This window comes from Candidatus Coatesbacteria bacterium, assembly GCA_014728225.1.
GTDB lineage: Bacteria > RBG-13-66-14 > RBG-13-66-14 > RBG-13-66-14 > RBG-13-66-14 > WJLX01.
In genome coordinates this window covers 1-22,048 of the sequence record WJLX01000017.1, presented here as the reverse complement: position 1 = coordinate 22,048, position 22,048 = coordinate 1, and the positions used below count along the sequence as shown (strand labels likewise).

General features: G+C 65.3%; 17 protein-coding genes. 13 read left to right on the top strand and 4 right to left on the bottom strand.

Annotated elements, in window-relative coordinates:
• Positions 1–17 precede the first annotated feature (17 nt).
• From GF399_01650 to GF399_01595, 12 genes are all read left to right on the top strand, one after another.
• Positions 18–1,775 carry a hypothetical protein gene (locus GF399_01650; protein MBD3399020.1) on the top strand — a complete coding sequence of 586 codons (1,758 nt, stop codon included), beginning with the start codon at positions 18–20 and terminating at the stop codon, positions 1,773–1,775.
• 30 nt (positions 1,776–1,805) lie between these two features.
• Complete coding sequence (locus GF399_01645) at positions 1,806–2,750, top strand: hypothetical protein (GenBank protein ID MBD3399019.1); 945 nt, start codon at positions 1,806–1,808, stop codon at positions 2,748–2,750.
• Positions 2,751–2,777: 27 nt separating this feature from the next.
• Positions 2,778–2,966, top strand: a complete 189-nt coding sequence (locus GF399_01640; GenBank protein MBD3399018.1) for a hypothetical protein — start codon at positions 2,778–2,780, stop codon at positions 2,964–2,966.
• Positions 2,963–3,661 (top strand): hypothetical protein, encoded by a 699-nt coding sequence (locus GF399_01635; GenBank protein MBD3399017.1) that lies wholly within the window; start codon positions 2,963–2,965, stop codon positions 3,659–3,661. The genes GF399_01640 and GF399_01635 overlap by 4 nt, the downstream gene beginning before the upstream one ends.
• Before the next feature lie 14 nt (positions 3,662–3,675).
• Positions 3,676–4,782 carry a hypothetical protein gene (locus tag GF399_01630; GenBank protein MBD3399016.1) on the top strand — a complete coding sequence of 369 codons (1,107 nt, stop codon included), beginning with the start codon at positions 3,676–3,678 and terminating at the stop codon, positions 4,780–4,782.
• Between the two features lie 54 nt (positions 4,783–4,836).
• On the top strand, positions 4,837–5,559 hold the full coding sequence (locus GF399_01625; protein ID MBD3399015.1) for a ribonuclease PH: 723 nt from the start codon (positions 4,837–4,839) through the stop codon (positions 5,557–5,559).
• Positions 5,560–5,564: 5 nt separating this feature from the next.
• A complete protein-coding gene (locus GF399_01620; protein ID MBD3399014.1) occupies positions 5,565–6,125 on the top strand; it encodes a hypothetical protein in 561 nt (186 codons plus the stop codon).
• A gap of 86 nt (positions 6,126–6,211) precedes the next feature.
• The gene (recJ, locus tag GF399_01615; GenBank protein MBD3399013.1) at positions 6,212–8,623 is read left to right on the top strand and encodes a single-stranded-DNA-specific exonuclease RecJ; all 2,412 of its coding nucleotides are present in this window, start codon (positions 6,212–6,214) and stop codon (positions 8,621–8,623) included.
• Between the two features lie 172 nt (positions 8,624–8,795).
• Complete coding sequence (locus GF399_01610) at positions 8,796–11,006, top strand: M28 family peptidase (GenBank protein ID MBD3399012.1); 2,211 nt, start codon at positions 8,796–8,798, stop codon at positions 11,004–11,006.
• A gap of 260 nt (positions 11,007–11,266) precedes the next feature.
• Positions 11,267–12,742: an Asp-tRNA(Asn)/Glu-tRNA(Gln) amidotransferase subunit GatB gene (gene gatB, locus GF399_01605; GenBank protein ID MBD3399011.1), complete on the top strand. Its 1,476-nt coding sequence runs from the start codon at positions 11,267–11,269 to the stop codon at positions 12,740–12,742.
• A gap of 18 nt (positions 12,743–12,760) precedes the next feature.
• Positions 12,761–13,630: a hypothetical protein gene (locus tag GF399_01600; GenBank protein MBD3399010.1), complete on the top strand. Its 870-nt coding sequence runs from the start codon at positions 12,761–12,763 to the stop codon at positions 13,628–13,630.
• Between the two features lie 1,044 nt (positions 13,631–14,674).
• Positions 14,675–15,751, top strand: coding sequence for a hypothetical protein (locus GF399_01595; GenBank protein MBD3399009.1), 1,077 nt, complete (start codon positions 14,675–14,677; stop codon positions 15,749–15,751).
• Positions 15,752–15,828: 77 nt separating this feature from the next.
• Here the strand turns inward: GF399_01595 and GF399_01590 are convergent, their stop codons facing one another.
• From GF399_01590 to GF399_01580, 3 genes are all read right to left on the bottom strand, one after another.
• Positions 15,829–17,010, bottom strand: a complete 1,182-nt coding sequence (locus GF399_01590; GenBank protein ID MBD3399008.1) for a hypothetical protein — start codon at positions 17,008–17,010, stop codon at positions 15,829–15,831.
• A gap of 553 nt (positions 17,011–17,563) precedes the next feature.
• Positions 17,564–19,096: an amidophosphoribosyltransferase gene (locus tag GF399_01585; protein MBD3399007.1), complete on the bottom strand. Its 1,533-nt coding sequence runs from the start codon at positions 19,094–19,096 to the stop codon at positions 17,564–17,566.
• 93 nt (positions 19,097–19,189) lie between these two features.
• Positions 19,190–20,305, bottom strand: a complete 1,116-nt coding sequence (locus tag GF399_01580; protein MBD3399006.1) for a histidinol-phosphate transaminase — start codon at positions 20,303–20,305, stop codon at positions 19,190–19,192.
• Positions 20,306–20,833: 528 nt separating this feature from the next.
• On the opposite strand from GF399_01580, the gene GF399_01575 reads away from it, so the two are divergent.
• Positions 20,834–21,670: a site-specific DNA-methyltransferase gene (locus tag GF399_01575; protein MBD3399005.1), complete on the top strand. Its 837-nt coding sequence runs from the start codon at positions 20,834–20,836 to the stop codon at positions 21,668–21,670.
• Here GF399_01575 and GF399_01570 read toward each other — a convergent pair.
• A partial coding sequence (locus GF399_01570; protein MBD3399004.1) for a ScaI family restriction endonuclease occupies positions 21,651–22,048 on the bottom strand: 398 nt, incomplete at its 5' end. The genes GF399_01575 and GF399_01570 overlap by 20 nt on opposite strands.

Sequence of the window (22,048 nt, the reverse complement as noted above, 5' to 3'; positions counted from 1 at the left end):
TTACAGACGAGAGGGGCGTGGCCCTGGCCATGGCGCTGATCGTCTTGGCCGTGCTCTCCACCGTGGCCGCCCTGTTGCTGGCCCTGGCCCACTACGAAACCGCCTCGGCCGCCGACGCCCGCCTGGCCGTCCAGTGCGAGGCCCTGGCCGAATCCGGCTGGAACCTGGCCTTCCGCGAGCTGGCCGCCACCCGCTTCAACGGCGCCTCGACCCACGTGCTGACGCCGGAGGGCGAGCTGGAGCCCAATACCGAGCGCCCTCTGAGCCCGACGATCACCAGCCCGACCACCGGCGAGGTCGTCGCCGTCATCGACGACGAGGGCGACGACGAGGGTCTGCGGCGCAACCTCGACGACGGGTCCTACGTCTGGAGTTGGGCGCCCGGCGACCCCCACGGCGCCCTCAGCGGCGCCGGGGTGCCCGAGGAGCTGCGCGTCGTCTGCTGGTATGACGACGAGAACCTGCGCGGCTTCACCATCGAGGTCGAGGCCGTGCTGACGACCATCGGCAATCCCGTGCGCCGGCGGTTGCGCGTCTCCGGACGCACCCAGCCCCTGGAGTCCTTCCTGCTGTTCTCCGCCGCCGATCTGGCCCTCTGCGGCTCCGGCGAGACTCGCCTCGACGGCGCCGTCCACGCCAACGGCGACATCTTCCTCCAGCCCGACAACGCCCTGCTGCGCCTCGACGGCGGCTCACTGACCGCCGCCGGCAAGCTGCTGCGCCTGCGCGATCCTTGGGAGCGGGTCAACCTCTCCGGCGGCGTGGCCGTGGCGGTCCCCGACGAGGACGGCGAGGAAGAGGACGTGCTATGGTTCATGGAGCCGCCCTTCGACTCCGAGCACGTCGCCGAGGCCGAGGGCTACGCCTTCTACGACAACGACCCCACCAACGAACTCACCGGCTGCCAGGAGCTGTTCGCCGGGGCCGTCGCCGACGGCTTCATGGGCACGGGGGCCTTCCAGCCGCCCTACCTGGCCGACGCCGCCTGGCTGCGCGCCCGGGCCGACATCGCCTACGTCCGCGACGGCGCGGCCCTGACCTGCTACGACGCCGACGGCGTCTATCACGCCCCGGCCCTGGAGGCCGCCGCCTTCGGCGAGCTCTACAATCCGGCCACGGGTCGCTCCGTCGAGACCATCGAGCTGGACCTGACCGTGCTGGCCGACCCCAACGGCGACGGCGATCCCGCGGATTCACTCTGGCCGGAGAACGGCGTGATCTACGTCGACGGCGACTGCCGCCTGGCCGGGGCCCGCGAGCTGCCCGCCGATCTGGCCCTGCTCTGCTCGGGCAGCGTCTACCTCGTTGGCGACGTCAACGTCGAGGCCCCGCGGCTGCTGGAGGTCCTGGCCCCTCTGGGTCGCATCTGGCTGCTGAGCGGCAACTGGGACGACGCCCGGGCCGCCCGCCTCGTCGAGGAGCGCCCGGCCTCCGACACCCGGGTGGTCGCGATCCTGGCCGACGGTCAGCCCGTGGTCGAGGAGGTCAACTACGTCGGCGGCGAAGGGACGGCGCCGCCCTGCGCCCCGCCCCTCGTCGAGGACTGGAGCGCGGCGACGCTGCGCTTCGAGGGCTGCTGGATCCACCTGCGTACCGCCGCCATGGCCCCGCTGGGCGAAGCGCCGGAGCCCGGCCGGCTGGCCTGGCTGAACGCGGAGGCCTTCTCCCCGCCGCTGTTGTGGGAGCTGAGCTACGATCGTCGCCTGGAGACCCGGCGTGGTCCGCTGCCGCTGACCGGTGCCCGCATCGTGGCCTGGCAACGCCTGGAGAACTAGTCCATCGCCCCCGGAGGGAGGAGCCGCGCCGTGTCCAAGCGAATCGTCTTGCTGATCGCCGGCCTCCTGGCCGCGGGCGCGGCCGCGGACCAACTGGCCTATGTCGCCGAAGGGGGCGCCGCTCCCCGGATCGTCATCATCGATGTCGAGAGCGCCGCGGAAGTGCTGTTGCTGGACAAAGGCGACAGGCCCGCCTGGAGCCCTGACGGCACAATGCTGGCCTTCATCGGCAACGCCGAGGACCGAGAAGCGCTCTTTATCGCTGATTGCGATGACGCCGGGGGCCTCGAGCCCTACGCCCCGACCCTGACGGACGGCTCACCCGTCTGGAGTCCCGACGGGCGCTGGGTGGCCTTCGCGGATAATCGGGGGGACGAGGCCCGGCTCCGCCTGATCGAAGTCGAGAGTGGAGAAGAGCGCCGACTCAGCGGACAGGCCGTCGAGATACCGCCCTGGAGCGTCGTCTGGAGCCCCGACGGTACCCGCCTGGCCTTCACCAAGCTCACCGACTACGCCGATCCGCAACTCTACCTCATCTCTGTCGACGGCGGTAACGAGCTGCGCATGACCGACGCGGGCTGGCACGTCGTCTACGCCTGGACCGCCGACGACGGTCTGCTCTACACCCGGGACGCCGACCTCTGGCTGATGGACGCCGACGACGGTGAGGCCCGCCGCCTGACGGAGACCGGCTACTGCTGGAACCCGGCCCTCAGTCCCGACCGAACCCGGGTCGTCTTCAACAGCACCTACCACCTCTACCTGCTCGATCTGACCGACGGCGCGGTCACCCAACTGACTACGGAGGGCCGCAACGGTCAGCCCGTCTGGAGTCCCGACGGCTCACGCATCGCCTTCGTCTCCGACCGCGACGGCGACCGGGAGGTTTTCGTTATCGACGCCGACGGCGACAATCCACGTCAACTCACCGACAACGACGGCGACGACCACAGCCCCGCCTGGCGGCCGGAGTAAAGGGAACCCGAAACCCGAGGGGGCGGCATGGACAGCTCGATCATGTTCGCGGTGCTGCTGAGCATTTCCCTGGCTTCGGCGGGCCAGTTGGCCTATGTTCAGGAGGGGGAGAGCGGCCCTCAGGAGAGCGGCCCTCAAATGATGCTCCTCGATCTCGACGACGGCGCCGCTTACGGGGTGCCGATCCAACTCGTCGCTGGTGACCAGCCCGTTTGAAGCTCCGACGGCGGCCGGCTGGCCTGCATCAGAGGTTCCGACGAGTTCCGCCGTCTCCATCCGCCGTCTCCATCCGCCGTCTCCATTGGGTGAGTGCCGACGGCACCGAGCAGACCAGCCTGCCGACGGGGGTCGAAAGAATCGCCGGTTGGAGTACAGACGGAGCTTCAGTGCTGCTGACCGTACGGGATGAGGCGGACCTCTTGCAGGTTGCTCCGGTCATTACCGAAACCAGTGAACTCAAGCTGTTGACCGGCGAATCTTGTTATCCCAGCTTCAGCCCTACCTGGAGCGCCGATGACGGGAGTATCGCCTTCGTTCGCAGCGCCGAGGGCGATGAGTCCCTCCATCTGCTCGACGCCGACGGCGGCAGCGACAGGATACTCATTCCGGGCTTCAGCACCGTGGTTGATAGTTACCGCCCACCCTCGGATCCCTGTTTCAGCCCCGACGGCGAGTCAATCGCCTACAGCGTCGGCTTCAGCGGTCGGATCAGCCTGCTGGAGCTCACCAGCGGGGAGACCCGTCAACTCACCGACGCCGAGTTCGACAACCGGAGACCGCGCTGGAGTCCCGACGGCTCACGCATCGCCTTCGTCTCCGACCGCGACGGCGACAAGCCACGTCAACTCACCGACAACGACGGCGACGACCACAGCCCCGCCTGGCGGCCGACGGCCCTTGTCAAGGATTAACCCGGGGGTGGATCATGGGTAAGCTTCAACTCTGTTTCCTGCTGCCGTGCCTGATCGTGACCGGCGCAGCGGCCGGCCAACTGGCCTACGTTCACGAGGGATCCAACGGCCATGAGATCATCATCCTCTACCTCGAGACAGACATAGCGCTCTCGCCGGTCGCCGGGGAGGCTGACGAGGATGATCCGCTCTGGAGCCCCGACGGCGACCGGTTGGCCTGCGTCACCGACGTCGCCGGCTACGACGACCTCGGTGTACTGAACGTGGCAACCGCCGCGCTGACCCTGCCCAGCGACCTCGCCGGCCGGCACCTCGAGGCCGCCTGGAGCCCGGACGGCGCCCGGCTGGTCTTCGCCTGCGACTGCGACGACAAGGACGCCGACGAAATCTCCCACGTCGGCTGGATGCCCGATTACGAGCTGTTCGTCGTCTCCGTCCAGGGCGGCGAAATCAGGCGGCTGACCGACAACGAGCGGCTGAGCGACCGCTCACCGGCCTGGAGCCCCGACGGCGGCTGGATCGCCTACAACGCCGAGGAAGCCTTCTCGCGCTCCGACAGCGCCAGCCATATCTACCTCGTCGCCGCCGACGGCGGCGAGCCCCGGCAACTCACCGACGGAGCCGTCCACTACTGGGAGCCCCGCTGGAGCCCCGACGGCCGCCGTTTGCTCTACACCGGCGCCGCGCCGCGGACCGCCCTCGATATGCAGACGGAGCTCGTCTTCGACGGCGAAACCGTCGAGGTCGACACCAACACCGACATGGACCTCTACCTCTACGACCTCGACGAAGAGCGCCAGGTCGCCCTGACCGAGAACCGCCTCGACGACTTCAACCCCCGCTGGAGCCCCGACGGCAGCCGGATCGCCTTCGTCCGCAACGCAGACGACAACGCCGACCTCTGGTTGATGGACGCCGACGGTGGCAACCCCATCCAGCTCACCGACGACCCGGCCTGGGAGGATACCCCGGCCTGGAGCCCCGATGGCGAGAGTATCGCCTTCGTCTCTTACGACGGCGACGACCAGGAGATATATCTTGTCGACGTTGAGGGCGCTGAAGTGCGTCAGATTACCGACAACGACGTCAACGACCACAGCCCCGCCTGGCGCCCGGAGTAGGTCCGCCCAGCGGAGACGATTCGAGTACAATTCAACGCGAGATGAAGGAGTGACGTGCCCCTACGCTACGACAACCGGCAGAACGACGAGCTGCGCGAGGTCAAGTTCACCCGGGAGTACATCGAGCACGCCGAAGGCTCGGTGCTGGTCGAGTTCGGCAAGACCCGGGTCATCTGCACGGCCACGGTGGGCGAGGGTGTGCCCTCCTGGCTCAAAGGCTCGGGCCGGGGCTGGGTGACCGCGGAGTACGACATGCTGCCCCGGGCCACCAGCCGCCGCAACACCCGCGACGTCTTCAAGGGCCAGATGAGCGGTCGCTCGATGGAGATCGGCCGCCTGATCGGCCGCAGCCTGCGCGCTGTAACCAGGCTGGACAAGCTGGGCGAGCGGACGGTCACCGTGGACTGCGACGTGATCAGCGCCGACGGCGGGACGCGCACGGCGGCGATCACCGGGGGCTACCTGGCCCTGCACGACGCCCTGTCCTGGCTGGGCGGCGGCAAGGAGACCGGCGCCCTGCCACTGGATGACTACGTGGCCGCGATCAGTGTGGGCTACGTCCACGGCGAGCTGCTGCTCGACCTGTGCTACCGTGAGGACGTGGCCGCCGATGTCGACTGCACCGTGGTGATGACCGGCGCCGAGCAGTTGATCGAGCTCCAGGCCACCGCCGAGGGCCGACTCTACGATCGCGAAATGTTGGGCCGGATCCTCGACCTCGGCACCAAGGGCATCCACGAGCTGATCGAGCTGCAGAAGAAGGCCCTGGAGAGCTGAGCGCGATGGCGGAAGACCTACCCAGCGCCGAGGAGCGCGTCGGCGAAGCGCACAGCGCCTCCGCTGCCGCACCGACCGAGGAGGCCCCGGAGGAGTCCGGCGGCCAGATCGCCTGGTCGGTCTGGCCGGCGACGCTCTACCTCTGGCGCGCCCTGGCCGGGGTCGGGGTCATCAGCCTGACCGTGGTCTTCCTGACCTACTACGCCGGCGGACCCCTGCTGGGCGTTCTGGGCGGCGTCTTGCTGCTGCTGGTGCTCAACGGTTTCTTCCTGCCCACCAGCTACCGGATGGACGCCCGGGGGGTGCAGCAGAAACGGCTGTTCTTCCGGCTGGAACGCTCCTGGGGCGACTTCCGCTGCTTCTACACCGACCGCTTCGGCATGATGCTCTCCACCAAGCAGCGGCCGAGCCGGCTGGACCCCTGGCGCGGTTTCTCGCTGTGGTTCCCCGACGACCAGCGGGCCGCCGAGCGCAACGAGCCGACCCGCGCCCAGATCATCGACTACGTCGAACAGCACGTCCCGCCCTACCGCAAACCGCGCGACCACCGCGATCTGCTCGGTTGAGCCGTTCCCCGTCGGCGCGCCTGTCTATCGTCGGCCCCGTCTGTTATCCTAACCGCGTCACCGCAGCGCACGGGTAATCATCAGCCATGTCCCAGCCCTCTTCCAGTCCAGCTTCCCGTCACCGCTGGCGGCTGCGCGAGCCCGACTATCTCGGTCGGCGGCGTCTGGCCCACGAACTCCTCGTCGACCACCGCCTGGCCCAGGTGCTGATCAACCGCCGACTGGCCTCGCCCTCCGACTGCTTCGCCTTCCTCTACGGCGTCGTTCACCACGACCCTTTCCTGTTCCACGACATGGAGAAGGCCGTAAGGCGCATCGTCGCCGCCATCCGCGGGGGCGAGCGCATCTTCGTCTACGGCGACTACGACGTCGACGGCATCACCGGCACCACGGCCCTGGTCCACTTCCTGCGTGCCGTGGGCGCCGACTGCGATTACAAGGTTCCCCACCGTATCAACGACGGCTACGACCTCTCCCCCTCCGAGGCCGAAGAGGCCGCTCGCAGCGGCTACGGCCTGATCATCACCAACGACTGCGGCGTCACCGCCCATAATGCCGTCGCCCGGGCCCAGGCCCTGGGCACCGAGGTGATCATCACCGACCACCACCTGCCCGACGAGGTCCTGCCGCCGGCCTTCGCCGTCATCAACGCCACCGTCCCCGGCTCCGGCTACCCCTTCCACGCCCTGGCCGGCGTGACGACGGTCTACAAGCTGATCTGCGGCCTGCGCACCGTCCTCGACGCCGGGCCCGACCCCGACGAGTACCTGGACCTGGTGGCCCTGGGCACCGTGGCCGACGTCTGCCCCCTGGTCGACGAGAACCGTTCCCTGGTGCTCAGCGGTCTTTCCCGGCTCAACCGGATGCCCCGCCTGGGGCTGGCGGCGCTGATCGATTCGGCCAACCTGGGTGGGCGCCGGATCACCGCCAAGCACCTCAGCTACGTCCTGGCCCCGCGGCTCAACGCCGCCGGGCGGATCTCGACGGCCGACGTCGGCGTCGAGCTGTTGCTGACCGAGGACCCGGACGAGGCCTACCAGCTCTCGGCGCGCATCGAGGGGCTCAACCGCCGCCGGCGCTCCATCGAATCCGAGACCACCCGGGAGGCGATGGCCATGGCCGAGGACGACCTGGCCCTCGAGGACGTGCCCGTAATCGTCGTCGGCGATCCGGCCTGGCACCCCGGCGTGGTGGGGATCGTCGCCGCCCGGCTGGCCGACCGCTTCAACCGCCCCGCCGTGGTCTTCGGCGAGAACGGTCGCGGTTCCGCCCGCGGCTTCGGCGAATTTGACATCATCGGCTCCCTGGACGCCTGCGCCGAGTTCCTCAACGAATACGGCGGCCACCGCCACGCCGCCGGGGTGCGCATCGACTTCACCAACCTCAGCGGTCTGCGGCGCTGTCTGACCCGGGTCGCCCGGCGGATGAGCTACGACAAGCACACCCTCATCGAGGTCGACGCCGAGGTCGAACTCGAGGACCTCGACGAAACGCTGATGGCCCAGCTCGAGCTGCTGGAACCCTTCGGCATGGGCAATCCGGAGCCCATCCTCCTCGTCCGCGGCGCCGCCGTCGCCGACAAGCCCCGCGTCGTCGGCAAGAATCACCTCAAGCTGCTGGTCTCCCAGGGCGGGGCTGTGATGGAAGCCATCGGCTTCAACATGGCCGACGTCTACGACCACCTGCGTACCGACGACCGCCTCGACGTCGTCTTCCACCTCGAGCGCAACCCCCTCCAGGGTGCCCACGGCCTGCAGCTCAAGCTCCTCGACCTGGAAAGCGCCGCCGAGAACGCCAGCGCTCCGCCGCCGCTCGAGCTCGACGACCACCGCAACAACGGCAGCCTGTCGATCCTCGAACGCTGCGTAACCGAACACCCGACGGTCATCTACTGCTGGCCCGAGGACCGGGAGGAGATCCAGCGCTACCTGGCCCGGCGGGGCTGGCTGCCCGCCACCTGCCCCAGCAGCCTCTCAGCGAAACAGTACCTGTTCTGGGACAACCTTTCGGTCCAGCCGCTGCCCGAACTCGACAGCCTCAACGTCTGCCTCTACGAACCCCTCGACGGCCACCACGAGTTGTTGCTGCTGCGTGAGCTGGCCACGGGTCTGCGCGACCTGCGTCTGAGCCTGCTGTTCGACGCCCGCTCGCCCGGACGGCTGCCCCGGGAGACGATGGACCGCTTCCGCCTGGCCGAGATCTGGCGCAACCTGCCCGAGGACCAACCCTTCACCCAGGACGTCGTCCACGAGCTGGCCACCGACACCTGCAACTATCGCGAGGTGCGCCTGGCTCTGTCGATCTTCCTCGAACTCGGGCTGATGACCTCGTCCAACGGCAGCTACGCCAAGCTCCAGGTCCCGGACCGGCGCAATCTGTCCAATAGTTTCACCTACCAGCGGATCCGCGAGTTCGAGAGCCGGCGGCGCCGCTTCCTGCGCCAGCAGGTCGAACTGTCCGTCGAAGAGCTGACCGCCGTCTATTTCGGCCGCCGCTGACGACGACCGGCGCCGGAACCGGCACGGTTTTTGCATCTCGGCGCCCCTTGGATCGGCGGTAACGGTCCGCCTCCGCAAAAACCGTGCCGGTTCCGGCCGCCCGGGCAAGCGGCGGCGCTCCAGCCGCTGTTCGCGGCTACCGCGGTCGAGCTACTCCGGAGCGAGCCATTCCATGCGCAGAACCCGCCTACTCACGCTGCTGTTGGCGATCCCGGCCCTGGCGCAGACGCCGATCGTCGACGGCCGATTGCCGGCCCCCGCCGTGGCGGGAACCGTCGACTACGAGCCCGACCCCTTCTCCGCCGTCGTCGGCGCCCTGGTGGATACGGTCACCGCCGCGGACATCGACGCCGGTCTGGATTTCATCTGCGCTCCAGCTACCCGCTTCGCCCTGACCGACGAGGCCTACGCCACCGGCAGCGAATTGGCCCAACGCCTCGGGGGGCTGGGCTACGACGTCGAGGTCGACGCCTTCTACACGGCCCTGGGGCTGCAGAGCGTCGCCGCGGGCGACGGCGTCTGCTGTCTGGTCGGCAGCGCCGGGCTGCTCTACACCTCGACTAACGGCGGCACCGACTGGATCCGGCGCGACGACGGCTCCCGACCGTTGACCCTCAACGAGACCGCCGTGGCCGTCGGCGAGCCGCGGCGGCTCTCGGCGGGCGGTGCCCAGACCGGCTATCTGCAGTCCGATGACGGCGGCGCGAGCTGGTACGACGTCGAGTTGCCCCTCGAGGGCAACTATTCGGTCACCGGCATCCAGCGCCCCGCCGCCGATGATGTCCATCTGACCCTCTGGGGCGCCGGCGGCGGCGTCTACTACAGCTCGCCCGACAACGGCGCGACCTGGCAGAGCGCCGACCTCGGCTTCGGCCCCCAGCCTTACGGCGTGCTGGGGCTGGAGTTCCTCGACACCCAGCACGGCTGGGCCTGCGGCTACCGGGACCAGGGCCAGAGCCGCCTGGGTTACATCTCGCGCACCACGGACGGTGGAGCGAGCTGGACACCCTGGTCCTTCAGCGGACCGATCGTGGTCAACGTCAGCTTCGCCGACGAGCTCCACGGCTACGCCTGCGGCAACGACCTGGAGCTGATCCTGGCCACCGACGACGGCGGCGCGAGCTGGACCGAGGTCCATCGTTTCGACCGCGACCCGGAGGCGGGAGCCTACGAGTACCTGGGCGACATCGAGGCCCTGTCGGCGGAGCACGCCGTGGCCGTCGGCTACGGCGGCGTGGTCCTGGAGACCACCGACGGCGGCGCTAACTGGAGCTACCTGCGCGAACCCGCCGAGGACCCGGACAGCGCCAGCCGGATCAGCCTGACCGTCATCGATGACGAGCACTGGATCGCCTGCGGCGACGGCGCCCTCGAGATGACCACGGACGGCGGGGCGAACTGGACGAGCCGACTCGCCGACCTCGGCCTGCCGCCGGCGCTCAACATCTTCGCCCACCGGGAGGGCTCCGCGGGCACAGAAGGCCCCCTGCTGATCGCCCCCTACGACTGCTACTCCGAGGACCCCTGGTTCGAGGCCCCCGGCGCCGACGCCAACGGCTCGGGCACGGCGGCCTTGCTGGCCGTCGCGCAGGCCCTGGCCGGACTCGAACCCGCCAGGGGCTGCGGCTTCCTCTTCACCTCGACGCGCTACTTGCCCGGCGGCTTCTCCCTCTCCGGCGGCACCCGCTTCACCGACACCCACCCCGATTACCGCCCCGAGGCCGTTCTGGACCTCGAGGCCGTCGGTTACACCTCCGACGCCGCCCTGGACCTCTACCTCCTCGGCAACGCTCCGGAGCAGGAACTGATGGACGCCCTGGCCGACTACGCCGCCTGGTACGTCGACGGCCTGGAGATCCAGCTGCTCTACAACGCCCTGCCGGCCTACGACGTCGGCGCCTTCTGGCAGATCGGCGTCCCCGCCGTCTACTGTAGCGAATACTACGTCGACTCCGACGAGCGCAACTTCAACCACGGTACCGTCGAGGACACCCGCGACACGCTGAATCCCCGGCTGATCCTGCTGGCCGCCCGGTTGGCCGCGGCCTTCGCCGCCGCCGAGGCCGACTTCACCGGCGGGATCGAGCTCGGCCCCCGGGAGCCCTACGCCTACCCCAACCCCTTCCGCCCCGCCGGGCACGAGGCCGTCACCTTCACCGGCCTGCCGCCGGGCGGCGAGGTCCGCGTCTACACCCTCGACGGAACCCTCGTCCACACGGGCTCCGCCGACGACGGCCCCTACGATGACGGCGACGGCAGCGTCTGGCGTCACGTCTGGGACGGCGGAGGCGACGCCGGGCAGTCGTTGGCCGCCGGGGTCTACCTCTACCGCGTCGAAGGACCCGACGGCCACGCCCTGGGCAAGCTGACGCTCATCCGCTGACCACCCGCGACCCGGGAAAAACAGCCGACCAACAACGGCGCCCACCTTCGCCCTCGACGCCGCCGGAACCGGCATGCTTTTTGCATCTCGGCGACCGTTGCGGAGGGCGACAACGGTCCGCCTCCGCAAAAAGCATGCCGGTTCCGGCCCCCGGGTTTCAGCCAAGCCGCCCGCCGACAGGGGCTGTTTTTCCCGGGTCGCGTCGGGCCGTATTCGGCATTCCATCCGGTGAACCAACGCCCACCAACCAGCGATCAATCATGAGCGAACAAGAGACCAACGCACGTCTGGCCGCGGTGCTGGAACGCTACGAGGCGACGATCGGCCTCGAGGTCCAGCTGGAGGCCAACACCCGAAGCAAGGCCTACTGCGGCTGCGCCAACGTCTACGGCGCCACGCCCAACACCCGCGTCTGCCCGGTCTGTACGGGCCAGCCGGGGGCGTTGCCGGTGCCCAACCGCGGGGTCTTCGAAAAGGCCCTGCGCATCGCCTTGGCCCTGGGTTGCGAGATCGCCGAGGTGGTGCATTTCGACCGCAAGAACTATTTCTACCCGGATCTGCCCAAGGGCTACCAGATAACCCAGCACATGACGCCGCTGGGCCGGGGCGGCGAGCTGCGCTTCCCGGCCGAGCGCTACGCCGAGGAGGCGGCCGGGCGGGTGGAGATCGAGCGCGTCCACCTGGAGGAGGACACGGCCAAGAGCGTCCACGACGGCGAAGACTCGCTGATCGATTTCAACCGCGCCGGGGTGCCGTTGCTCGAGGTGGTTACCGAGCCCTGCATCCACGATCCCGTCGTGGCCTATTACTACCTGTTGGCCTTCCGCGACATCCTGTTGTGGATCGACGCCTCGGACTGCAACATGGAGGAGGGTTCGCTGCGGGTGGACACCAACGTTTCCGTGGCCCCCAGGGGCGATGGTGAGTTGGGGACGAAGGTGGAGGTCAAAAATCTCAACAGCTTCAAGGGTGTGCGTCAGGCGTTGGAGTACGAGATCGTGCGCCAGGCCGAGCTGCTGGACGGCGGCGGCCGGGTGGTTCAGGAGACGCGCCACTGGGACGCGGCGCGGGGGGTGACTTTGGCCGGGCGGGTCAAGGAGGGCTCGATGGATTACCGCTACTTCCCCGAGCCCGACATCCCGCCGCTGGCGGTTCCACGGGAATGGGTGGCGGAGATCGAGGCGGGGATGCCGGAGCTGCCCCAGCAGGCCCGGGAACGGTTGCACGCCGCCGGGCTCTCCGGTTACGACGCCTGGGTGCTGGTGGACGACCGCGAGCGGCTGGCCTACTACGAGGCCGTCGTCGCCGTCGGGGCGCCGGCCAAGCCGGCGGCCAACTGGGTCAACGGCGACCTGGCCGCCCTGCTCAAGGAAGACAAGCGCGGCTTCGGCGACTGTCCGCTGCCGCCGGATCAGTTAGGCGAACTCGTCGGCCTGCTGGAGGCGGGGACGATTAACACCAAGACGGCGAAGAAGGTGCTCATCGCTGCTTACAACGGCGAGGGCGCGCCAAAAACAATAGTCGAGGAGCGCGGCCTGGGGCAGATCAGCGACGAGGGCGCCGTGCGCGAGCTGGTCGCCGGGGTGCTCGCCGAGCATCCCCAAAAGGTTGAGGCCTATCGCAACGGCAAGACGGCGTTGAGCAAATTCTTCGTCGGTCAGGTGATGAAGATCAGCCGGGGCAAGGCCGACCCGCGCCTGGTCAACGAGTTGGTCGGGGAGCTGCTCGAGGGTTAGTTGAGCGGAGGAAGCTGGATGGTCGAGGCGGAACCGAGACTGCTGGACAGGGGCGACAGCCGGCGTTTGGGCTGGAACGCCCTGGCGACGGCGCTGCTGGCGGCGGTGCTCGTCCAGGTCTTCCATGAGGCCTGCCACGGTCTGCTGGCCGAGGCCTGCGGGGCGCGCTTCACCCGTTTCAACCTCTTCGCCGCGGGCTGGGAGGGTGAGGTGAGTCCGGCGCAGCGGGCGTTGATCGCCGGTGGTCCACCGGTGCTCAACGTGCTGACGGGTCTGGCGGCGGTGTTGTTGACCACGCGGGACCGGACTAAACGGTATTCCGGCCTGTACCTCTTCCTGCTCTATTTCGCCGCCTTCTCCCTCCTCTCCGGTTTTGGTTATTTCCTCAAGGACGGCGCTTTCTTCGCTCAAGGGGGCGGCAATGCCGGCGACATGGCCGTGGTGCTGGAGTACCTGGGCGGCTCCTGGCTTTGGCGGGGGCTGTTCATCCTGCTGGGCGCCGGGGGCTGGATCTGGACCTTCTTCTGGCTGGCCGGTCGGGTCCAGGGGCTGACCCCCGCGGTCGGCGACAAGACGCAGCGGCTGCGCGTCGCCCTGCCCTTGCTGCTGACGCCCTACCTCGTCATCGGCGTGCTGTTCACCATCCTGGCCGTCTTCCATCCCCTGGGTATCGCCGCTGGTGTGATCATGGTCGGTTTCCATTATCTACTGGGTTGCAGCGGTCTGCTGTGGGCCTTCTTCCAGGCCGTCCACTGGCGGGAACCGCGGGCGGACGAGCGTCCGACCGTCGAGCTGCCCCGGCGTCTGCGGTGGGGCTGGCTGGCCGCCGCCGCCCTCGTGACCGTCACCGCCGTTGCCGTGCTGTTGCCGACGCTGGAGCTGGGCTGAGGCACGAGCAGCAAGCGCAGATCGGGACCGCCGCGGTGGTTCCGGTTGTTTTTCATGGGATACCTTAACGCTATGGATCATCATAAATTGTTATTGTCTTGTAGTCACGAGAGTTACCAGGATACTATCCTGCCACAAGTAAAGGCGGCGCTGTGGCCGCCGGCTTAAAGAGTAATCCTGACAGGCACGTCAAGTGTGCGAAGTGTAACTTTCGCTATCAGTAGAGGTTAGGTGACGGGCGGCGGATGTGCGAGCGCCGTAGAACAGCGCGAATTGATCGCCGAGCTGTTCTGGCCTACCGTAAACCGCGGCCCGAGCGGCCAACAAGGTCGGCGTCCATCCCAGTAAGCTCGCCAAGTATTATCGTATCATTGGCGAGCGCATCGCCGCCGATCGCGAGGCCGAGCTGGAGAACGTCGAGCTGGGCTCGAGCGTCTACTCCGACGGTTCGAAGGTCTGTAACTAGCCGTCACTCAATGGATTACATCACAAGCGCATCAGCCACCAACAGGATTTCGCTGATGGACGGACACATATCAACGGCCTCGAGAGCTTCCGGGGCTACGCCAAACACCGCCTAATATCCGACCACGGCGTCTTAAAGCGCACCTTCAGGCTCTTTATCAGGGAAGGGTCGTTCAGCTTCAACCACAGAAACGAGCCCGGGATGATAGACTACCTAAAAGCAGCCTGATTGGTCCATGATCGTGTGTGATCCCTTTTTCATAACCCGGGTTTGAGACACAGCGCAGGAGCGGGTCTTAGCCGTTGTGGAACTCAAAACCGGCCGCGCCCCGCCTTCTGTAAAGTTAAGGCGCCGGGAATCGCCGACCGGCGTCGCGCTGTTCTTCATCCCGCGGCCTAGCTGAGGAGAGGCCGATGAATTGCTGTTATCCGAATATAGTCTATGAAAATTTACGATATTAGCATAATGTAATGCAATATTTCACCTTGACAAAACCGAACTGAGAATATATCTTGCAGATGCGTCACATGCGTGACCGATCACAAGTATCATCAACATTTCAACGAGAAGGGACAAGCATGCGTAAGATCATCCTGTGCCTAGTGTTAACCGCCGCCATGGTCCTGGCGGCTCCCGCGGAGCGTCTCGGCCTCGAGAACGGCTCCACCGCCCTGGCCCCCCGCGACGGCGGCAACTCCGTCGAGATCGCCTTCGAGGACGACTTCGAAACCGGTGACCTCTCAGTGTGGGAAGTCAGCGAAGCCACGGATTACAGCCTGTCCGACAGCCCGGGCGCCGACTACCTGCCCGACACCGATTCCTGGGCCGCCTTCAACAGCAACAACCCGATCGATCTGTCCGGAACCACCAGCCCGACCCTGACCTTCTGGTGGTACGGCAAGTACTTCCTCGATTGGGACTACATGCAGGTCCAGGTTTCGACCAACGGCAGCGACTGGGACGTCGTCTGGGACACCATCGCCACCGATGAGGAAACCGAATGGACCGAGGTCAACGTCGATCTGTCAGCCTACGCCGGCAGCTCCGTCTACCTGCGCTTCTTCGTCCACTCGAGCTCGGTGGTGGAGTACGACGGCGGGCACTTCAACAACCTGATGATCTTCGACGGGGACTCGCCGATCTACGCCAACTCCTGCAACACGATGGACGACATCGTTACCGGCGGGAACAACGACACCTGGGATACCGAAGACGAGGGTGTCGCGGAACAGTGGATGTGCAGCGACCTCTACCCCTATGACGGCATCTATCACGCCGCCGGCGGACCGGTGTTTTACGACAACAACCTGGACAGCTACATGGCCGTGATGAACGTCGATCTCGCCGACTGCACTACCGCCGAGCTGGCCTGTTACCTCAACTGGGATCCCGCCGACGGCGGCGACATCCTGACCCTCGAGGCCGATGAGGGCGACGGCTGGGAGGTCGTCGACACCCTGGCCTCCACCGCGGACTACGAGGAGCGGATCGTCACCCTCGACGACTACACCGGTGATCTGGTCGATCTGCGCTTCCACCTGGTCACCGACGGCTCGGGCAACGGTATCGTGCCCCTGATCGACGACGTCGTCGTCAGCGAGCTGGACGTCAACATCGTTCCCACGAGCTGGGGGCAGATCAAAACCCTGGACTGAGTCTGGGCTGGAGTAAATACCAAACCGGGACCGCCACGGCGGTCCCGGTTCTCGCTGGTTATTGTACTACTGGCGCCTCAGTAGTCGATTAACCGGCTGGGGACCAACAGGCGGGCCGTGGGCTCCGAGCTGTCGTGGGGACCGTGAAGCAAATGCAGGGGGCCGGGGCCGTCGAGATCGAAGACGTCCCAGGGCAGCCCGATGATGAAGCGTCCGGCGCCGAGTTCAGCTACCCGCACCTCCGTGGGCAGCTCCAGCTCACCGAGGCCCCCGGCCCAGCTCAGTTGAAACTCGGCGGAGTCCGCCGTCGTGCCGAGACTCAGCAGCAGGGTAGACGCCGGTGTGCCACCGAGGGGACCCCAGAGGTAGAGCGCCGTCTCATCGTAGGCCAGTCCGATCCGCGGCCTCGCGTAACCACCCAGGGTGTTGATGCCGGCGGCCTCTGGCTCGAGCCATAGACCGCTCAGGCCGCCGTCAATATCGACAGCCGAGGCGAGGATTTGCTCCGGAACGGAATTGGCCGTCTCGGGCCACAAATCGACCAGCGGTTCCCGGGGCCAGGGACGCAGCTCCTCCAGATCATCGATCCACTGGGCGCCGGCGCGCTCCGCGACCGGCCAGTCCCGGAGGACGCCGTCGACGCCCCGGTAACCGGCCGTATCGTAGTTACCGTCGTCGGCGAGCTCCAGCTCGACCCGCCCCGGCAGGAAAAACTCGAAGTAGCCCGCCGGACTGAGGAACCCGTCCCAGGCATTCTCACAGCCCTCGTGGACGGCGATCCCGCTGAGGTAGTAGTCCGGCTCGCCCGCCGTTTCGCCGGGACGCAGCGTGGCGTTCAGGCCGTAATCGCGACTGTGATAGGCTGTCAGGAGGTTCAGCCGCACCGTCAGCCGCTCCTCCGCCGCCGACCAGGCCCACAACGTGGTCCAGTCCTCGTAACCCGCCGACAGGCCGAAGCTCCGACCGTAGATGATCTGCAGCCCCTCCCCGCCCCAGGGCAGGGGTTCCGGGACGATCGAGGTCAGATAGCCCTGGGGCCCCAGGCTGAACTCGGCGATGATTTTCCGCTCCAGCGTCAGCTCAAGGAAGGTCTCGTCGTAGCCGTGGCGGTCCTCGACCCAGGCCCGGTAATAGACCTCCTCGTCGGCGCCGTCGCCGTCGAGGTCCAGACGCCAAAGCTCCGGCGGGCGGCGGACGCCCGGATCGGCCGCCACCGTCAGCGCCGTCAATAAAACTAGCACAACCTGCAGGTTACGCACGGATGACCTCCGGCTCGCTGGATCACGACCAGCACTCGTAAGGGTTCGCAAGGGAAGTATATCACCCCGCAGCGGGATTTCCCGGCGCTGCGCTTCGACTCGGCGGCGACCGGAAAAAAACGGCCGCCCGACGATCGCGCAGTCACAGGACGACCCGGCCCCGAAACCGGCACGGTTTTTGCGGAGGCGGACCGTTATCAACGGACTAACGGGCGCCGAGATGCAAAAACCGTGCCGGTTTCGGGGCCGGGAGGTGGTTGCGGATGGTGAGTCGCGCCCCGGCGGCCGTTTTTTCCGGTCGCCGCGGTGGTCTAGTCACGGGGAGGGCGACAGTCGCCAAGGGAAGCGCCGCAGGCCTCGCAGTTGGTCTCGTACCAGGTGAAGCGCCGGTCGCACTCCGGGCAGCTCCAGCGTTTACGGTGTTTGCGCAGCCCGCCGGCGTCGCCGGCGGCGCAACGGCGCCGCAGTTGCGCCTCGTCGCCACGCTCGTTGGCGGCCGGGATCGATCCGGCGCCGCAGTAGAGGCCGCAGTAGCTTGAAAGCGCTCACCGGTTCACATCCCCCACTCGGGTTCGTCCCCCTCGTCCTCGTCGAGGTCCTGGGTCGGGCTGGGCAGGTCGCCGGGTTTGATGATACCGATAAAGTCGAGCTGCTTGCGGGCTGATTCGAGGAAGTCGACGGGGGGCACGCGGTAGGAGCCGTCGAAGCAGGCGTGGCAGAAGCTTTCCCGGGGCAGGTCCGTGGCCGCCAGCAGGTTATCCAGGCTGAGGTAGGTCAGCGTATCGCTGCCGATGTAGTTGCGGATGCTCTCCATGTCGCTCTGCACCTCGTTGGCGATCAGCTCGGCGTAGTTGGAGACGTCGATGCCGTAGTAGCAGGGGTAGCGCCAGGGCGGACAACTGATTGCCAGGTGGACCTTGGCGGCGCCGGCGCGCTTGAGCATCTTGACGATTTTGCGCGCCGTGGTGCCGCGGACGATCGAATCGTCGACGCAGATGACCTCGCGTCCCTCGAGGACCGAAGAGACGGCGTTGTATTTGAGCTTGGCGCCGAAATCGCGGATCTGCTGCTTGGGTTCGATGAAGGTCCGGCCGACGTAGTGGCTGCGGATCAGCCCCAGCTCGTAGGGAATGCCGGCCTCCTGGGCCAGGCCGAGGGCGGCGGGGTTGCTGGAGTCGGGGACGCTGATGACCACGTCGCCGCCGATACCCTTCTCCCGCAGTTGGCGGGCCATGCGTCGACCGAGCTCCTTGCGCACGTCGTAGACGACACGGCCGCGGATCCGGGATTCCGGGTGGGCGAAGTAGACGTACTCGAAGACGCAGAAGGCCTCGCGATGGGGCGGGAAGGGGTAATAGCTCTCCAGGCCCTCGTCGGTGATCAGCACCAGTTCGCCGGGGTTGACGGGGCGTTCGTACTCGGCGTCGATGACGCCGAAGGCGCAGGATTCGCTGGCCACGATCCAGGCCTTGTGTTCCCTGCCGTCGTCGTCGGTCCAGGTCCGGCTGCCCAGGCACATCGGCCGGATGCCGCGGGGGTCGCGCACGGCGACCATGCAGTTCGGCGTCAGGGCGACCATCGAGTAGGAGCCGCGGACCTCGCGCAGGGCGTCGGCGATGAAATCCGCCGGCGCCTCATGGGGGCTGTGGGCCATCAGGTGGACCATCACCTCGCTGTCCGTGGTGGTGGTGAAGATCGAGCCCTGGCGTTCGAGGCGGTGTCGGATCTGTAAAGCGTTGACCAGGTTGCCGTTGTGGGCTACGGCCAACCGGCCCTTGTCGAACTCGACGTAGATCGGCTGGGCGTTGAGCAGTCGGCTGGCCCCGGTGGTCGAGTAGCGCACGTGGCCGATGGCGGCGTCGCCCTTGAGGCGGCGCAGCTCGCGCTCGGGGAAGATCTCGGCCACCCGGCCCATATCGCGGTGGAAGCGCATCGAGCCGTCGTCGAGGCGGGAGCAGATCCCCGCCGACTCCTGGCCGCGGTGCTGCAAGGCGTAGAGCCCCAGATAGGTGAAGACGGCGCTTTCCGGGTGTCCGTAGATGCCGAAGACGCCGCATTTCTCGCGGGGGATGTCCGGGCTGTTCATCGTTGCTCCCCAGGGAAAAAAGGTAACGGGGGACGGGGCCGCGTACGCTGCCGGTCGGTCCCGTCCCCGTCGAAGACGTCTGGCGCGGCGGAGCTAACCCTCCGCGGCCACCAGCTCGCCCAGGTGTTCGAGGAAGACGTCGTTCTGCCACTCCAGCCCCACGGTGACCCGGATGTGATCGGCGAGGCCGAAGGCGGTCATCGGTCGGACGATCACACCGCGACGCAGCAGGCCGTCGGCCAGGGCGGCGGCGCGTTCGGTGGAGCCGGCGGGGAAGAGGATGAAGTTGGTCGCCGAGGGGATCGGGTTGAAGCCCAGGTTCTCGAGCCCCTTGTTGAGCTGCTCCATGCCCCGACGGTTGACCTCGACGCTGCGGGCGATGTGGTCGGTGTCGTGCAGGGCGGCCAGGGCGGCCTCCTGGGCCACGGAGACCACGTTGAAGGGGTTGCGCACCCGGTGCAGCCCGCCGATCAGTTCGGGATCGCCGACACCGTAGCCCACCCGCAGACCGGCCAGGGCGTAGTCCTTGGAGAAGGTCCGCAGGATCAGCACGTTGCGTTTGCCGGCCTTGAGCTTTTCCAGCCCCGAGGCGAAGTCATCGCGCAGATCGGCGGCGTAGGTGATGTAGGCCTCGTCCAGGGCCAGTACGACGTGGTCGGGCACCTTGTCGATGAAGTCGAACAGGGCCTCGCGCCCGTGGCAGGCCCCCGTCGGGTTGTTGGGGTTGGGCAGGTAGATGAGTTTGGTCTTGTCGGTGATTGCGTCCAGCATCCCCGCGAGGTCGATGAAATAATCATCGCGCAGGGGGATGACCCGGGCTTCGGCGGCGTAGGTGTAGGCCATGATCGGGTACATCAGGAAGCTCTTGGCCGAGTAGATCATCTCGTCGCCGGGGTTGACGAGGAGCTTGGCCACCAGCTCGATGACCCCGGTCGAGCCGCGGTCCAGCACCAGCATCTCCGGCTCGACGCCGTGATGCTCGGCCAGGGCCTGGGTCAGCTTGTAGCAGGCGTTGTCCGGGTAGAGGTTGATCTCGCCGACGTGGAGGCGGACGGCGCGCATCGCCCGCGGCGACGGTCCCAGGGGGTTCTCGTTCGAGGCCAGCTTGACGACCTCGCCCTTGATGCCCAGCTCGCGTTTCAACTCGCTGATGGGCTTACCGGGCTTGTAGGGGTTAATCTGTTTGACCGTCTCGCGAAAGCGGAACATGTGCGTCTCCCGCGTTGATGGGGATGGCGTTGGGAAAAGGCCATTTTAACACGGGGCTGCGGTGGCGGCAATCCCGACGGTCCCGCTGGGGCATCAGCGGACGTGAGGTTTGTATGTGTCAGCGTGACGGCCCGCGTTTTCGTATTTCAGTTTTGGCGCAATTCCAATGGCCCTCCCCCGGTCCGGGGGTTTCGTCTTGCGACGAACCCCCACTGCTCCCGCCCGGCCCCGTCACGGTTCTTGCGTTCCGCAGACCTCCCTTCGGCGGGAGGTCTGCGGGCAAGAACGCGTGCCGGGGCCTTGCGTTAGTTCCCTCCCGCGCCGGTTTTGTCTAATGGGGCCATCGAAAGCCACCCTCGATTGTGCTCCCGTCAGAAACTAACCCCGGCGTCGGCTGTTATGATAAGCGAAAAGCCGGGAGCGGCGAACGCCGCATTCCCGACTTATACGGTAGGATATTGACGGGGGTTTGTTTAAGGAACTCAAGTAGCACTTGACAAATTGCATCATAAGTGATACCATAAATACATGAATATAGATCTCCTTGAAACAGAACTAAGGAAACACATATATTATCATGCTGACAATTGCATGCTACTAAAGGGCGACAGCATGCATTTGCTTAAATGCATAAAAAGCGAAAGTGTTGATTTAACAGTTACTTCTCCACCATACAATATAGGAAAAGAATATGAGGATATTTTGCCTGTAACCGACTACATTGAATGGATATCTAGCTGGACAAGTTTAGTTTATAACATATCAAAACCGTCTGCATCATTTTGGTTAAACTTGGGTTATTTACCACTTAAAAATAAAGCAAAAGCCTTGCCCATACCTTATTTAATATGGAATAAAATATCCTTTTACTTGATACAGGAAGTTGTGTGGAACTATGGAGCGGGTGTAGCTGGTAGATTGTTTTTCTCGCCAAGGAATGAAAAGCTATTATTCTATGTTAAAGATAAAAACAATTATACATTTAATCTTGATGAAGTTAGAGATAAGAATGTAAAATATCCTAACCAGAAAAAAAACGGGAAGCTTAAGTGCAACCCAAAGGGAAAAAACCCTACAGATGTATGGTATATCCCGAAGGTAACCTCGGGAAAAAACCGCAGTTCAATAGAAAGAACTAAACACCCGGCTCAATTCCCCGAAAAATTAATAGAAAGAATCGTTAAAGTTAGCTCAAATATAAATGATATTATACTAGACCCATTCGTTGGCTCAGGTACAACAGCGGTTGTTTGTTCTAGATTGAACCGCAATTTTATTGGAATAGACTGTAATGAAGAATACCTCCATATAGCAAAAAATAGAATAATACGTTCTACACAACAGCTTACTCTTGGTAAAGTGTAACAAATTTTAAATCATACGTTTCTGGTTCAAGATGAGACTGTTGCCCAGTACTGCTCCTTTGTGGTTTCCAATCGGTATGTTCTAACCAACCAAAACGAACTAATCTAACCCCACTACTATATGTTTCCTCTGTTAAATCCTGTACTTTAGTAAAATTAACAGCTAAATAATATCCATCCTTACTTTTTCTTCCTTTAACTTCCTGTTGCCCATAGCTTCTATTTGCATAGATTCTGTTTATGCTACTTGAAGTCTTAATTTCGAATGACAATCTGTCATCATCTATACAAATAATATCTTTGTCGTCCTTCTCACCTTTCCTCCACTGATCTGGGTGTTTTTCTTCCAACAAATATCCAAAGGCCGTATGAAAAAAAG